Origin of the sequence: Psychromonas sp. MB-3u-54 (assembly GCF_002836415.1) — a bacterium.
Taxonomy (GTDB): Bacteria; Pseudomonadota; Gammaproteobacteria; order Enterobacterales; family Psychromonadaceae; genus Psychromonas.
Map to the genome: position 1 here is coordinate 1 of NZ_PJBP01000125.1, position 12,081 is coordinate 12,081.

The following is a 12,081-nucleotide window of genomic DNA, read 5'->3' on the forward strand; positions in this document are numbered from 1 at the left end:
TTACGGTATTGGTTACAAATGCACGCTATAAAAACCCATTTACAGTATTGGTTATAAATGCACGCTATAAAAACCAATTTACGGTATTGATTATAAATTAACGCTATAAAAATCCTTTTTTTCTCCATATTTCCTGCACAGTTGCGCTCTATAGTTTATTCATAAAGAAAATCATTACCTGCCAAGAGCAATGATTTTAGAAATAGAAGACTTAATTTCCCAACATGAATAAGAGAGGCAACATCATGAAAAAATTACTGTTGATCACTGGCGCTTTATTAATGGCAACCACCCATTCAACCTTCGCTGCGGAGCAAAATCAGAATGCTACAACCCAGAGAGCAAATAAACAGCAAATGACATTTGCCCAACTGGATGCAAATGCCGATGGTGTTTTATCTAAGAATGAGGTGCTTGGACGCTTATTAGCAAACTTCGATAAACTTGATAGCGAAGGTAATGGCACACTGTCAATCGATGAGTTTAATGCTCAAGTGAAAATGGGTAAACATGACAAACGGGGTAATCGAGGACATAAAGGAGATCGTGATAATCACCCGACCTTTGCGCAGTTAGATGTTAATAATGACGGCTTGTTAGCTAAAGATGAAGTGCGCGGACGTCTATTGATTCATTTTGATAATTTAGACACTGACGCCAGCGGCACATTGTCAGTCGATGAATTTAATGCTCGAGTGAAAATGGGTAAACAGGGCAGACAGGGACATCACAAAAAAATTCACCCGACCTTTGCGCAGTTAGATATTAATAATGATAGTTTTTTAGCTAAAGATGAAGTGCGCGGACGATTATTGACTCATTTTGATAAAGTCGACATCGACGCCAGCGGCACACTGTCAGCCGATGAGTTTAATGCTCAAGTGAAAATGGGTAAACAGGGTAAACAGGGTAAACAAGGACATCACAAAGGAAATAGTGATTATCGTCCGAGCTTTGAGCAGTTAGATCTTAATGGTGATGGCGTGATTTCAGCTGAAGAGTTTAATGCCATTGTTAATAACAGTTAAAAAATAATAACAGTTAAAAAATGGCTAATTAATATTGCACTGGCTTATTCTTAATCTGAAAACCATACACTTGATAAAGTAAATCGAGCGTATGGTTTTTTCTTTTTTATACCAATGCATTAAGTTTATGATCACTTGCTTCAAAGGCCAAATTTACGCTCACAAAGCAGTGAGGATGAATTTGAATAGTAAATCTGATCACTTTATTAATATTTTGCTATAAACACTCTGTTCAATGGATTGAATCGACATGACAAATTAATTAATGAAATTAGTTTTATATTATCGGTAGGGTGCGCTCCGCAAGCGGCGAAAATCGGTGCGCGGAGCGCACCCTACGGGATTAATCTGAAAACTCTACGCTCGAGAAGGTTAAATCGGGCGTAGGATTTTTTCTTTTTATACGAACAGTATTTTTTATTTTTCGCTATTAATAATATTTTTGAAATGTTTTTTCTTGGTCAGCAAGTAATCAACATCGGGCGGGAAATCTTTGTTTGTTTTGGCACGTTTCATCATATCGAAGATTTTAAATTCAGTTAATACAGCAAACTGATAGGGGGTAAATTCACTGTTCGCCTGTTGTGTCGGATCAAAGTAGAGATCACCCATTTTAATGATGGCATGTTCAACCAAAGGGTCTTCACAACGGTAACCAAGTACATACCTTTCACCGCGGCGATAGATGACATTCATATAACTGTTGTAAAAACTCTCATCTTCTTTGCTGGTACAGTTTTTTAGCGCGGCTTGATCCATGGCACTGACGGTTATAATTTTGATTTTATCCGCATTGAAATTTAATGCCGTCAATTGCTTGCGAATAGCTGTAAGGTTTAATTCTGTCACTTGGTATACCATCTGGTTAATAAAAATCGCCGAGATTATACTTTAATATTTCTCTGAACGCACTTAAACGCGCGACTCCTTTATTAAGACAAATCAATCTTTTTGTTAAGAAAAAAAATATTTTTGAACCTGAAGAGGATTCGCATAGGCTTTATAAAAGGCTCATTTTGATCAGCAGTGTTTGGTCTTTAACCAAAATTGATTGTAATGACGAGTTAGCCATTTTTTCCTGTGTCTTTTGATCATTAAACAGGTAGAAAGGAGAAAACTGCAGTGCCTTTTCTAAGCTTAATTGCGCAATTTTTTTTATTTCTGGTATTAAGTCCGGTGGTATATTTTCTATTTCTAAAGAGACAATATTTGGCTTAATAAGGTAAAAAGCCTTTTTTTCTGTGTCGTAAGTGATGACTCCTTTTGCATATGCCCGGCCGGCACCTTTTATATTGCCAAGGACAGTGATATCGATATGGGTAAATACGCCAATTTGATCGCTTCCTTCGATTAAATCGACGCGAGAATCGTATATCTTAGCTGAAATATAAGCTGCTTGTTTTTTTATAGGCAGCTTTTTAGAAAGTTTCTCCTGCAGATCCTGCTCGCTGATTTTTAAAGTATAAGGAAGGGCGGTTGCAAATAAAGACAATGAAGATAATGTTAATAGGCAGATAAAAAATATTTTATGAAGCATTTTTTTTCCTTATGGCGCGGTGAAAATAACGTTATAGCAGTTAACTGCGAGTAAAGAAATAGCAATTAATAACGATTAAAGACCTTTTATTTATTTAATCGCTTAAATATTTTTTAAACCCTTGGATTTTACCCTGAGCAGTCACTGTCATTCCCTCTTTTTCTAATAATCTCTTTTGCTCTTTAAAAGCATCACCACAAAGCGAAATTTTACCCGCTGAGTTAACCACTCGAAACCACGGTAACTTAGTGTTTTTGGGAAGACGGGAAAGGATCCTTCCAACCTGCCGGGAATGATTGGGGTAACCGGCAGATTTAGATAAGCGCCCATAGGTCGTCAGCTTGCCGGCAGGGAGGTAAAACAGGGCGGTGAATATCTGCTGCTCAAATTCTTGCATTTTTCTCCAAAATAAAAAACTTAATATTTATACCTGATACCAAAGGAATTAATGAAGTGATCAAGTATTGCGAAGGAAAAATTAGCACTTAAGTTGCATTCGATCGTTGTTCTCACTTCACAAAAATCGTCTGGAACGATTTTGAACAGCTTTAGCTGACCACAAAGTGGTGAAGAACAGGATGTCTGAATAAAACTCACAACGCGGTTAGGGGTAATTTTAACCAGCAAGGGTGATCACCTTTTTAGTTCTTTTGGTATGACGATGAATAGCTGCATAAATTGTTGCTTTTGTTTTAGACCGTCTTTTTTATAACATATTTCGCCATTGAAAGAGATCAAATTGAACGGCTCTCTCGTATTACCACAAATATGAAGGAGAATTCGATGAGATTAGCTTTATTTCCACTGCCTGTTTTTTTACTGCCCGAGGGGTTAACAAGGTTACGTATTTTTGAACCGCGCTATAAAAGGATGGTGGCAGAATCTATGTCAACGGGACAAGGTTTTGGTTTATGCCTGCCGAAGGAGGCGCATAGTCTCTATGATATTGGTATTCGTGTTGAAATTTATAATTTTGATCAGGATGAAGATGGATTTTTAACCATTGATATAAAAGGGATTAATAGATTTACATTTAAAAATGTAAGCTCGGATCCTGATGGTTTACTACAGGCGGATGTGACCGTGGTGAATGGCTGGGAAAGCATTCAAATGACACCTCAGTACGAGTTTATGCTGACCTCCTTAAAAGCCGTTTTAACGTCGACGCCTTTCTATGCGGAACAAGTTAACCAACAAGGCTTTAATAATTTAAGTTGGATTTGTCAGCGTTGGTTAGAGATATTGCCCGTACCTGCGGATAAAAAATACTGGCTGGCGGGTCAAAGCGGGCCGAAGCCGACTATTGATTTTATTTATGAAGTGATTAAGTAGCTGCTCGTCAATAAAAATTATTATTTAATGATCTAATCTCAAATTTTGGTCGTATAGAGTGGCTTAGGTAGATAAGTTCATCTTATAATCTTCGAGGGGTAATATAAACTATGATAGTTAGGATAGCTCACAACTCGACGGACATTACATTGAATAATACAAAATTTAATTCACTAGACGGTGAACAATTAAAAATAAATTCGTGGTTAAAACTGGTCGCAACCAAGCAGGATAAACAAGCCTTTTCTGAGCTGTTCAAATGGTTTGCACCGAGAATTCGTGCACATGGTCTGCAGCGTTTTAAACAAGAAGCACTGGCAATGGATTTGGTACAAGAGACGATGTTATTAGTGTGGCGAAAAGCCGTGTTGTTTAATGCGGACAAAGGTAAAGCCAGCACCTGGATTTACACCATAATGCGTAATTACTGTTTCGATATGCTGCGTAAAAAACAAACTCAGAAAGAAGATACTATCAGTGATGATCTCTGGCCGGTTATTGAGCAGCAGACACCGGATGATAACAATGATCATTTACAGAATCGCTTATTATTAAGCCATCTTGGTAGTTTATCCTTACAGCAAAAACAAGTGGTTGAAGCTATCTATTTGCAAGAAATGACTCAACAGGAATTAGCCACTCATCTTGATCTCCCCTTAGGTACGGTTAAATCCCGGCTTAGATTGGCGATATCAAAATTAAAATCAAAATTGGAGGCGGATCTTGATTAAATATCATCCAACACAAGAATTGTTAATCAGCCATAGCGGGGCACAGCTCCCTTTGTCGTTATCAATTGCGGTGAGTGCCCATCTTGAAATGTGTTCTGAATGCACCACTGTCACCAAAAAAATTACCGCTCAACAGTCCGCGCTTTTTGAAGCACAGGATGTCTCAAATAATGTCAATTTTTCTAGTATGTTAGATAAGATTTTTGAGCATAAACCTGATCTGCAGGTGGAGCCTAAAAAGACCGCGATCAATCGTATTTCTGTTGCCGGGAATAACTACCAATTACCACGAGCATTTAGCCATTTTACTGATCTTAAATGGTCCTCTTTTGGTGCAATAAGCCGTGCGCGTGTGGTTAAGGATACAGATAATATTAGAGCCAGTTTGTTACATATCGACAAAAATAGCGCTATCCCCAGCCATACCCATAAAGGTTATGAGCTTACGCTATTATTAGAGGGAACTTTTAGCGACGAAAATGGTGTTTATAACAAAGGCGATTTCATCTGGTTGGATAACGACCTTGAACATACTCCCTTTACTAAAACGGGGTGTCTTTGTTACGCGGTTCAAGACGCGCCGCTGCGTTTTGTCTCGGGGATCAGCCAGGCACTTAATCCGCTTGGTCAATTAATTTATTAAGAATAAACAGGCCCTAATAACCTGTATCTTACAATAAAAAAGGTAAAAACATGGTTGAGTTCTCAGATGAAAAAATTCAAGTTGGTATCAGCAGTTGCTTAATCGGCAACAAAGTGCGTTTTGATGGCGGGCATAAGCAGAGTAACTATTGCACTAAAGTCTTGGCCGATTATTTTGATTTTCAGCCTATCTGTCCGGAAATGGCCATTGGCATGGGGACTCCTCGAAAAGCGATTCGCCTGGTGAAAGATGAAGACCGGATTCGTGTTATTGCCAGTGACGGCAGTTTTGAAGTCACTGAACAATTAACTGAGTTCGGCGAAAAAACCAGCCCTTTATTAACCTCATTGAGCGGTTATATATTCTGTGCCAAATCCCCCACTTGCGGCATGGAACGGGTAACCCTTTATAACGCGGGAAGCAATCAAGGTAATCGTAACGGAGTCGGGGTGTTTGCCGCAAAGGTAATGGCGGATCATCCTCTGCTGCCGGTAGAAGAACAGGGGCGTTTAAATGATCTGTTATTACGGGAAAATTTTATCACCCGCGTTTTCGCTTACCATAAGTGGCAATCATTAGTGGCAGGCGGTTTAAGTATTAGTAAACTTATTAAGTTTCATGCCGAGCATAAATACCTATTAATGGCCCATAATGCCAAACTTTATTATACATTAGGCCCATTATTAAGCGGCAGCAAAGAAGCCATTGAGGTGGTCGCTAAAAAATACATTGAGGGCTTTATGGCGACCCTTAAAACCTTACCTAATCGTAAAAGTCACACTAATACGCTATCGCATCTGCAAGGCTACTTTAAGCGTTCACTTAGCAGTGTCGAGCGTATGGATTTGGCAAATAACATTGATAAATATCGTCAGGGTTTGTTACCGCTAATGGTCCCGATCACTTTGATTACGCATTATCTTACTTTGTATCCGGATCCTTATTTAAAGCAGCAGGTCTATCTGCATCCTCATCCGGAAGAACTGAAACTACGCTATTCGCATTAACAAAATACTCACTTTTTATGGTAAAGGATCACAAAAATGCACTTGGTTTGGTTTCGTAACGATTTACGTACGTCAGATAATTCAGCCTTATATTATGCTTGTTTAAAAGGCCCCGTCACCGGCATTTATTTTGTTACGCCCGAGCAGTGGAAAAGTCACCAATTAGCACCTATTCAAGCTGATTTTATTGAGCAAAATTTAACAGTTTTAGCTGAACAGCTAGCGGCATTAGGTATTCCCTTGTTAATCGAAGAGGTCGCTGATTTTTCTCAGATCCCGGCCCGCCTTAAGCAGATCCAAAAAGCGCATCATATTGAGGCTATTCATGCCAATGAAGAGCCCGAAATTAATGAAAAAGAGCGCGATCAAGCGGTCAAAAAAGTCGGGCTGCCTTTAGTACTTTATCAGTGCGATTGTATTTTACAGGCGGGCAGCGTACTTACGAAGCAAGGTGGAATGTATAAAGTATTCACTGCCTTTAGAAATGCCTGGATGAAAGAAGTAAAACAGATAGATCTCACGCCATTACCTAAACCCGCTGCTCAGGGGCCCGCTTTAAATGTGAGTGGGACAAAAAATATAAGCGTTCATTATGACAAAAAATCCAGCCAAGCCTGGCCTGCAGGCGAGACTGCTGCATTGCAGCGTTTACGGCATTTTTTATTACAGGATGTCGAGGATTATCATCACAACAGAGATATTCCGTCTCTGGACGGGACATCCGGGCTATCGGCTTATTTGAAATTCGGCGTGATCAGTGCCAAGCGCTGTGTGTATGAAGTGCTGGCCGTTTTTCCCTATGCCTTAGATGCCCAGGATTCCGGTGTTTTTAGCTGGGTAAATGAAATTGTTTGGCGTGAATTTTATCGTCATCTGATGATTTTTAATCCGCAGTTATGTAAAGGGGAAAATTTCAATAAACTGGCTGATAATATTATTTGGAGCAATAACCGCGAAGACTTTAAAGCCTGGTGTGAAGGGCGTACAGGGTACGGACTGGTAGATGCTGCGATGCGTCAGTTAAATGACACCGGCTGGATGCACAATCGCTTAAGGATGGTGACAGCCAGTTTTTTAAGCAAGCATTTACTGATCGATTGGCGTTGGGGTGAGGCTTATTTCAGGGAACATTTAATAGATGGTGACTTGGCGTCCAACAATGGCGGCTGGCAGTGGGCTGCCAGTACAGGTTGTGATGCACAACCCTATTTTAGAATTTTCAATCCTATTATACAGAGTCAAAAATTTGATCCAAAGGGACTGTTCATCCGTAAATATGTCAAAGAACTAAATGGATTGGATAATAAAACAATTCATTTTCCAGTAAACGCAATAGTCGAGCATAAGCAAGCAAGATTAAATGCGTTAGACAGATATTCGGTATTAAAAAAGGGGTAATAATGACAACTGCACTGATTGATGATTTTTGTCGTGTATATCAAGGCTTAGATAAGAATAATCTAAGCCAGCTGGGGCTTGTTTACAGTGATAATATAAATTTCATTGATGCATTGCATAACCTTAAAGGCTTAGATCAATTAACCGAGTATTTTAGCCATCTTTATGGAAATGTTCTTTACTGCAATTTTGACATTGAAGAGGTGATTAAGGAGAAAGACAAGGCTTCTGTCATTTGGACGATGAAATATGCGCATTCGAAAATCAATAAGGGTAAAACTATCTTCGTGAATGGTTGCTCCCTCCTCAAATTTAATGAAAAAATTTATTACCACCGGGATTTTCTGGATATGGGACAAATGTTATATGAGCATTTACCCTTGCTCGGTGGCGTCATTCGAACGGTTAAAAAGCGGGTTACTTCATGAAACGTATTCTAATTACAGGCGCCACCTCCGGCATTGGTAAAGCCTTGTGTTTGCTTTATCAGAAGCGAGGTTATGCGGTTATTGCCTGTGGTCGTAATCAACAAGCCTTAGATGAAATAGGTAGTTTAAAAAATGTGTCAACATTAAGCTTTGATATCAGCGATAAAATACAAGTCAGCCAGGCTCTGGCAACACTGCCTGAGTTAGATATGGTTATTTTAAATGCGGGCAGTTGCGAATATATCGATGATGCCAAAAATTTTGACGGGGATCTGTTTGCACGCGTTATTAGCACCAATTTAATCGCTTTGGGCTATTGTTTACAGAGTGTATTACCGAAAATAAAAAAAGGCGGACAATTAGCTTTAATGGGTTCAAGCGCAAGTTATTTACCTTTTTCCCGGGCTGAAGCCTACGGGGCCAGTAAAGCAGGTGTTGCTTATTTAGCTAAAACCTTGGCGATCGACCTTCTTGCGGATCAAATCAATGTTTGCCTGATTAATCCTGGTTTTGTGAAAACGCCCTTAACGGACAAAAATGTTTTTTCTATGCCGATGTTGATCACGGCAGATAAGGCTGCTGATTATATTTTCAAAGGGTTGCTTAAAGGTAAAAAAGAAATACATTTTCCTGCTTTTTTCACTTTTACGCTGAAAATATTAGCCTGCTTCCCGAACGCCGTCTGGTCTTTTATTGCGACAAGGATGATTAACAAATGAAAAAAATAGCCATCGTAGGAAGTGGTATTTCGGGACTTACTTGTGCGCATTTATTACATGAGCAATATGATATTTCTGTTTTTGAAGCTGGGAATTATATCGGTGGGCATACGGCAACTCAGGATATCCTCTATCGGGGAAAAAAGTGGCGACTTGATACCGGTTTTATTGTTTTTAATGATCGAACCTATCCAAATTTCGAAAAATTAATGGCCAAAATTGGTATGGACAGAGTGGCCACTGAAATGAGCTTTAGTGTCAGAAATGAAGATACCGGACTTGAATACAGCGGCAGTAATTTAAACGCTTTATTCGCTCAACGTACTAACATTTTTAATCTGAAATTTCTTAAACTGATTAAAGAAATTCTGCGTTTTAATAAATTATGTCAGTCAGCCTGGGAATATAAAAGCCTGGACGATCAGATAAGTTTAGGGTGCTTTTTGGATCAACAAGGCTTCAGTGAATATTTCCGTTCACATTATATTCTGCCCATGGGGGCGGCCATTTGGTCTGCCAGTCTGCATGATATGGAAGCTTTCCCGCTGTATTTTTTTGTGCGTTTTTTTTACAACCACGGGTTATTAACGATTAACAATCGTCCGCAATGGTATGTGGTTCCTAATGGTTCCGATTCCTATGTAAAACCGTTAATTAAAGGTTTTGAGAATAAGGTCCATCTTAATGCGCCAGTTTCTAAAATTTTCCGTGAAAATGGCCAGATCAAATTGAAAACAGAGGAGAGCGATTGGCAAATCTTCGATGAAGTGATTCTGGCATGTCACAGCGATCAAGCTATGTCCATACTCAAAGACTTAAGTCAGGATGAACAGGATATTCTCGGCAAAATGGCTTATCAAAAAAATGAAGTCGTTCTGCATACTGATATAAGCATGTTACCGAAAAAGAAACTGGCTTGGGCGGCATGGAACTATCACTTGAACAGTGATAACAAGCAGCCTGTTGCCGTCACTTACAATATGAATATATTGCAGAATCTGCCTGCCGATGCGCCCATTTTTTGCGTTACTTTAAATCACACTCAGTCGATAGATGCGAATAAAATTTTAGGGCGATTTAACTATTCACATCCGGTTTTTAATCAAGCTTCTATTGATGCACAAAAAAAGAGGTTGGCTATTTGCGGGCGAAATAATACCCATTTTGCGGGGGCCTATTGGTATAACGGTTTCCATGAAGATGGTGTGGAGAGTGCACTTGATGTCTGCCGTCGTTTTGGTGTTTCTCTTTAGCTGCCGAAGAAGAGGATTATTTAATGGAAAAGCTTAACTCTTGTATTTATGTTGGTGAAGTCGGTCATAAACGCTTTACGCCGCGCGAACATCATTTTTCCTACAAAATATTTTTTTTGGCGATTGATCTTGATGAGATAGAAAAGCTCAGTGAACTTGGCCGGTGGTTTAAGTGGGATAAATTTGCGCCTTTAAGCTTTCGCTCGAGAGATTATTTAGATCACAAAAAAACCATTAATAAACAACTTGTTTGGCAAAAAGTAGAACAGTTAGGCGGAGAGAATTTAGCCGGTCGGGTTATGTTTATTGGACAGATGCGCTGTTTTGGGCTGTATTTCAGTCCGATAAATTTATATTACTGCTACCAGAAAAATAACCAATTAAGTTATTTATTAGCGGAAGTCAGTAATACCCCCTGGAATGAACGACACTACTACCTTATTGATATAAATAAGGATTTAATCTGTGATAAAGCATTCCCCGTGTCTCCTTTTATGGATTTAGAGATGCAATACCATTGGCATATTAAAGCGCCCGCAGAACAGCTGAGTTTGCACATTGAGAATCACAGTGATAAAAAAATATTTACAGCCAGCTTGAGAATGAAAAGTATCGAATTTTGTAATAAAAATTTACGACAATGTTTGTTTAACATTCCCGTGATGACCCTGAAAACCTTAGCCGGTATTTATTGGCAAGCTTTAAAACTGTTTATTAAAGGTGTGCCTTTTATTGGCCACGCTGTAAAAAAGGAAATTGATGATGGCCGTTAATACAACACAGCTGAGTACAAATACCAAAGCAATGGCTTATATAGATCAAGTTTCTAAAAAGGTATTGGTATCGATATTAGGTAAAATGCAGCAGGCCTGTTTGATCTTAGTCGATCAGCAACAGGAAATTATCTTGGGAGATCCTAAGGCAAGCTTAAAAGGAAAAATTGTAATAAAAAACAGCAAAACCTATCGAAAAATTTTGTTGGGTGGCAGTGTTGCGGCAGGAGAGTCTTATATTCAAGGCTGGTGGAGCAGCCCGGACTTGACTAAGGTTATTCAAGTATTAGGACGTGAGCAGGGGATACAGGACGAAATTGAAAAACGCGTTGCAAAAGTGATGGCGATTCCCTCTTGGATTTATCATAAAGCCCGCAAAAATACCCGCAACGGTTCAAAAAAGAATGTTCTCGCACATTATGACCTTGGCAATGATCTCTATGAGCAATTTTTAGATAAAGAAATGCTCTATTCAAGTGCCATTTATCCGACTTTCGATGCCAGTTTAGAAGAAGCCCAGCTGCATAAATTAAAAACTATTTGTGACAGGCTAGGGTTAAAAAAGGGCGAAACACTACTGGAAATAGGAACCGGCTGGGGCGCCCTGGCTATTTACGCGGCGCAGCATTATGGCGTAAAAGTCACCACTACTACTATTTCAGAAGAACAGTTTTTATACACCCAGGCACGTATTAAAAGCTTGGGATTAGAGGGCAGCATTACATTATTAAAATCCGATTATCGGGATCTGACCGGGCAGTTCGATAAGTTAGTTTCAATCGAAATGATTGAAGCCGTTGGCCATGAATATCTGGCGAGTTTTTTCGAAATCTGTAATAACCACCTGAAACCGCATGGAAAAATGCTGATTCAAGCTATCACTATTGCGGATCAGCGTTATGACCAATACCGCTCCAGTGTGGATTTTATTCAGCGTTATATTTTCCCCGGTGGTTGTCTACCTTCGATCAGTGTGATGGCTAATAATATCAATAATAAAACCGATATGGTAATCACTTCATTGCATGATATTGGCATGGATTATGCTAAAACATTAAACCACTGGCGTGAGCAGTTTGAGCACTCCCTCGTTGAAATAAAAAAATTGGGCTATAACGATGATTTTATTCGTTTATGGCGTTTTTACTTCTGTTATTGCGAAGGTGCGTTTTTAGAAAGAAATATCAGTGCGGTGCATTTGATTGCCGCTAAACCCGCTTTTAGAGCCTGAG

At 39.2% G+C, this 12,081-nt stretch carries 14 protein-coding genes; 11 read left to right on the forward strand and 3 right to left on the reverse strand.

The genetic code is table 11. From position 1 onward, the window contains the following. Positions 1-245: 245 nt before the first annotated feature. Complete coding sequence (locus CXF72_RS08950) at positions 246-1,028, forward strand: hypothetical protein (RefSeq protein ID WP_198552545.1); 783 nt, start codon at positions 246-248, stop codon at positions 1,026-1,028. Between the two features lie 417 nt (positions 1,029-1,445). Here the strand turns inward: CXF72_RS08950 and CXF72_RS08955 are convergent, their stop codons facing one another. From CXF72_RS08955 to CXF72_RS08965, 3 genes are all read right to left on the reverse strand, one after another. Further along, a complete protein-coding gene (locus CXF72_RS08955; RefSeq protein ID WP_101038628.1) occupies positions 1,446-1,877 on the reverse strand; it encodes a hypothetical protein in 432 nt (143 codons plus the stop codon). 151 nt (positions 1,878-2,028) lie between these two features. Next, positions 2,029-2,565, reverse strand: a complete 537-nt coding sequence (locus tag CXF72_RS08960; RefSeq protein WP_101038629.1) for a DUF1439 domain-containing protein — start codon at positions 2,563-2,565, stop codon at positions 2,029-2,031. A gap of 94 nt (positions 2,566-2,659) precedes the next feature. Next, complete coding sequence (locus CXF72_RS08965) at positions 2,660-2,962, reverse strand: MGMT family protein (RefSeq protein ID WP_101038630.1); 303 nt, start codon at positions 2,960-2,962, stop codon at positions 2,660-2,662. 386 nt (positions 2,963-3,348) lie between these two features. Between CXF72_RS08965 and CXF72_RS08970 the strand changes: the two genes are divergently transcribed. The 10 genes from CXF72_RS08970 (at position 3,349) to CXF72_RS09015 (ending at position 12,080) form a co-directional block, all read left to right on the forward strand. After that, a complete protein-coding gene (locus CXF72_RS08970; RefSeq protein ID WP_157823224.1) occupies positions 3,349-3,897 on the forward strand; it encodes an LON peptidase substrate-binding domain-containing protein in 549 nt (182 codons plus the stop codon). A 110-nt stretch (positions 3,898-4,007) separates the two neighbouring features. Further along, positions 4,008-4,628 (forward strand): sigma-70 family RNA polymerase sigma factor, encoded by a 621-nt coding sequence (locus CXF72_RS08975; RefSeq protein ID WP_101038632.1) that lies wholly within the window; start codon positions 4,008-4,010, stop codon positions 4,626-4,628. Then, positions 4,621-5,271, forward strand: coding sequence for a ChrR family anti-sigma-E factor (locus CXF72_RS08980; RefSeq protein WP_101038633.1), 651 nt, complete (start codon positions 4,621-4,623; stop codon positions 5,269-5,271). Before CXF72_RS08975 ends, CXF72_RS08980 begins: the two co-directional genes overlap by 8 nt. A 50-nt stretch (positions 5,272-5,321) precedes the next feature. Further along, entirely contained in the window at positions 5,322-6,278 is a 957-nt protein-coding gene (locus CXF72_RS08985; RefSeq protein ID WP_101038634.1) for a YbgA family protein, read from the forward strand. A 36-nt stretch (positions 6,279-6,314) separates the two neighbouring features. After that, the gene (phrB, locus tag CXF72_RS08990; protein WP_101038635.1) at positions 6,315-7,676 is read left to right on the forward strand and encodes a deoxyribodipyrimidine photo-lyase; all 1,362 of its coding nucleotides are present in this window, start codon (positions 6,315-6,317) and stop codon (positions 7,674-7,676) included. 2 nt (positions 7,677-7,678) lie between these two features. Then, on the forward strand, positions 7,679-8,104 hold the full coding sequence (locus tag CXF72_RS08995; RefSeq protein ID WP_101038636.1) for a nuclear transport factor 2 family protein: 426 nt from the start codon (positions 7,679-7,681) through the stop codon (positions 8,102-8,104). Continuing rightward, positions 8,101-8,823: an SDR family NAD(P)-dependent oxidoreductase gene (locus CXF72_RS09000; RefSeq protein WP_101038637.1), complete on the forward strand. Its 723-nt coding sequence runs from the start codon at positions 8,101-8,103 to the stop codon at positions 8,821-8,823. Before CXF72_RS08995 ends, CXF72_RS09000 begins: the two co-directional genes overlap by 4 nt. After that, positions 8,820-10,076, forward strand: coding sequence for an NAD(P)/FAD-dependent oxidoreductase (locus CXF72_RS09005; protein WP_101038638.1), 1,257 nt, complete (start codon positions 8,820-8,822; stop codon positions 10,074-10,076). The genes CXF72_RS09000 and CXF72_RS09005 overlap by 4 nt, the downstream gene beginning before the upstream one ends. Before the next feature lie 23 nt (positions 10,077-10,099). Further along, positions 10,100-10,849: a DUF1365 domain-containing protein gene (locus CXF72_RS09010; protein ID WP_101038639.1), complete on the forward strand. Its 750-nt coding sequence runs from the start codon at positions 10,100-10,102 to the stop codon at positions 10,847-10,849. Next, positions 10,839-12,080, forward strand: a complete 1,242-nt coding sequence (locus CXF72_RS09015) for an SAM-dependent methyltransferase (RefSeq protein WP_101038640.1) — start codon at positions 10,839-10,841, stop codon at positions 12,078-12,080. Before CXF72_RS09010 ends, CXF72_RS09015 begins: the two co-directional genes overlap by 11 nt. Position 12,081: the final 1 nt, after the last annotated feature.

Excerpts from the sequence above, each read along its gene's own strand:
- CXF72_RS08950 (WP_198552545.1), top strand. The coding sequence starts at position 246 with ATGAAAAAATTACTGTTGATCACTGGCGCTTTATTAATGGCAACCACC.
- CXF72_RS08960 (WP_101038629.1), bottom strand. The coding sequence starts at position 2,565 with ATGCTTCATAAAATATTTTTTATCTGCCTATTAACATTATCTTCATTG.
- CXF72_RS08965 (WP_101038630.1), bottom strand. The coding sequence starts at position 2,962 with ATGCAAGAATTTGAGCAGCAGATATTCACCGCCCTGTTTTACCTCCCT.
- CXF72_RS08970 (WP_157823224.1), top strand. The coding sequence starts at position 3,349 with ATGAGATTAGCTTTATTTCCACTGCCTGTTTTTTTACTGCCCGAGGGG.
- CXF72_RS08975 (WP_101038632.1), top strand. The coding sequence starts at position 4,008 with ATGATAGTTAGGATAGCTCACAACTCGACGGACATTACATTGAATAAT.
- CXF72_RS08985 (WP_101038634.1), top strand. The coding sequence starts at position 5,322 with ATGGTTGAGTTCTCAGATGAAAAAATTCAAGTTGGTATCAGCAGTTGC.
- phrB (WP_101038635.1), top strand. The coding sequence starts at position 6,315 with ATGCACTTGGTTTGGTTTCGTAACGATTTACGTACGTCAGATAATTCA.
- CXF72_RS08995 (WP_101038636.1), top strand. The coding sequence starts at position 7,679 with ATGACAACTGCACTGATTGATGATTTTTGTCGTGTATATCAAGGCTTA.
- CXF72_RS09000 (WP_101038637.1), top strand. The coding sequence starts at position 8,101 with ATGAAACGTATTCTAATTACAGGCGCCACCTCCGGCATTGGTAAAGCC.
- CXF72_RS09005 (WP_101038638.1), top strand. The coding sequence starts at position 8,820 with ATGAAAAAAATAGCCATCGTAGGAAGTGGTATTTCGGGACTTACTTGT.
- CXF72_RS09010 (WP_101038639.1), top strand. The coding sequence starts at position 10,100 with ATGGAAAAGCTTAACTCTTGTATTTATGTTGGTGAAGTCGGTCATAAA.
- CXF72_RS09015 (WP_101038640.1), top strand. The coding sequence starts at position 10,839 with ATGGCCGTTAATACAACACAGCTGAGTACAAATACCAAAGCAATGGCT.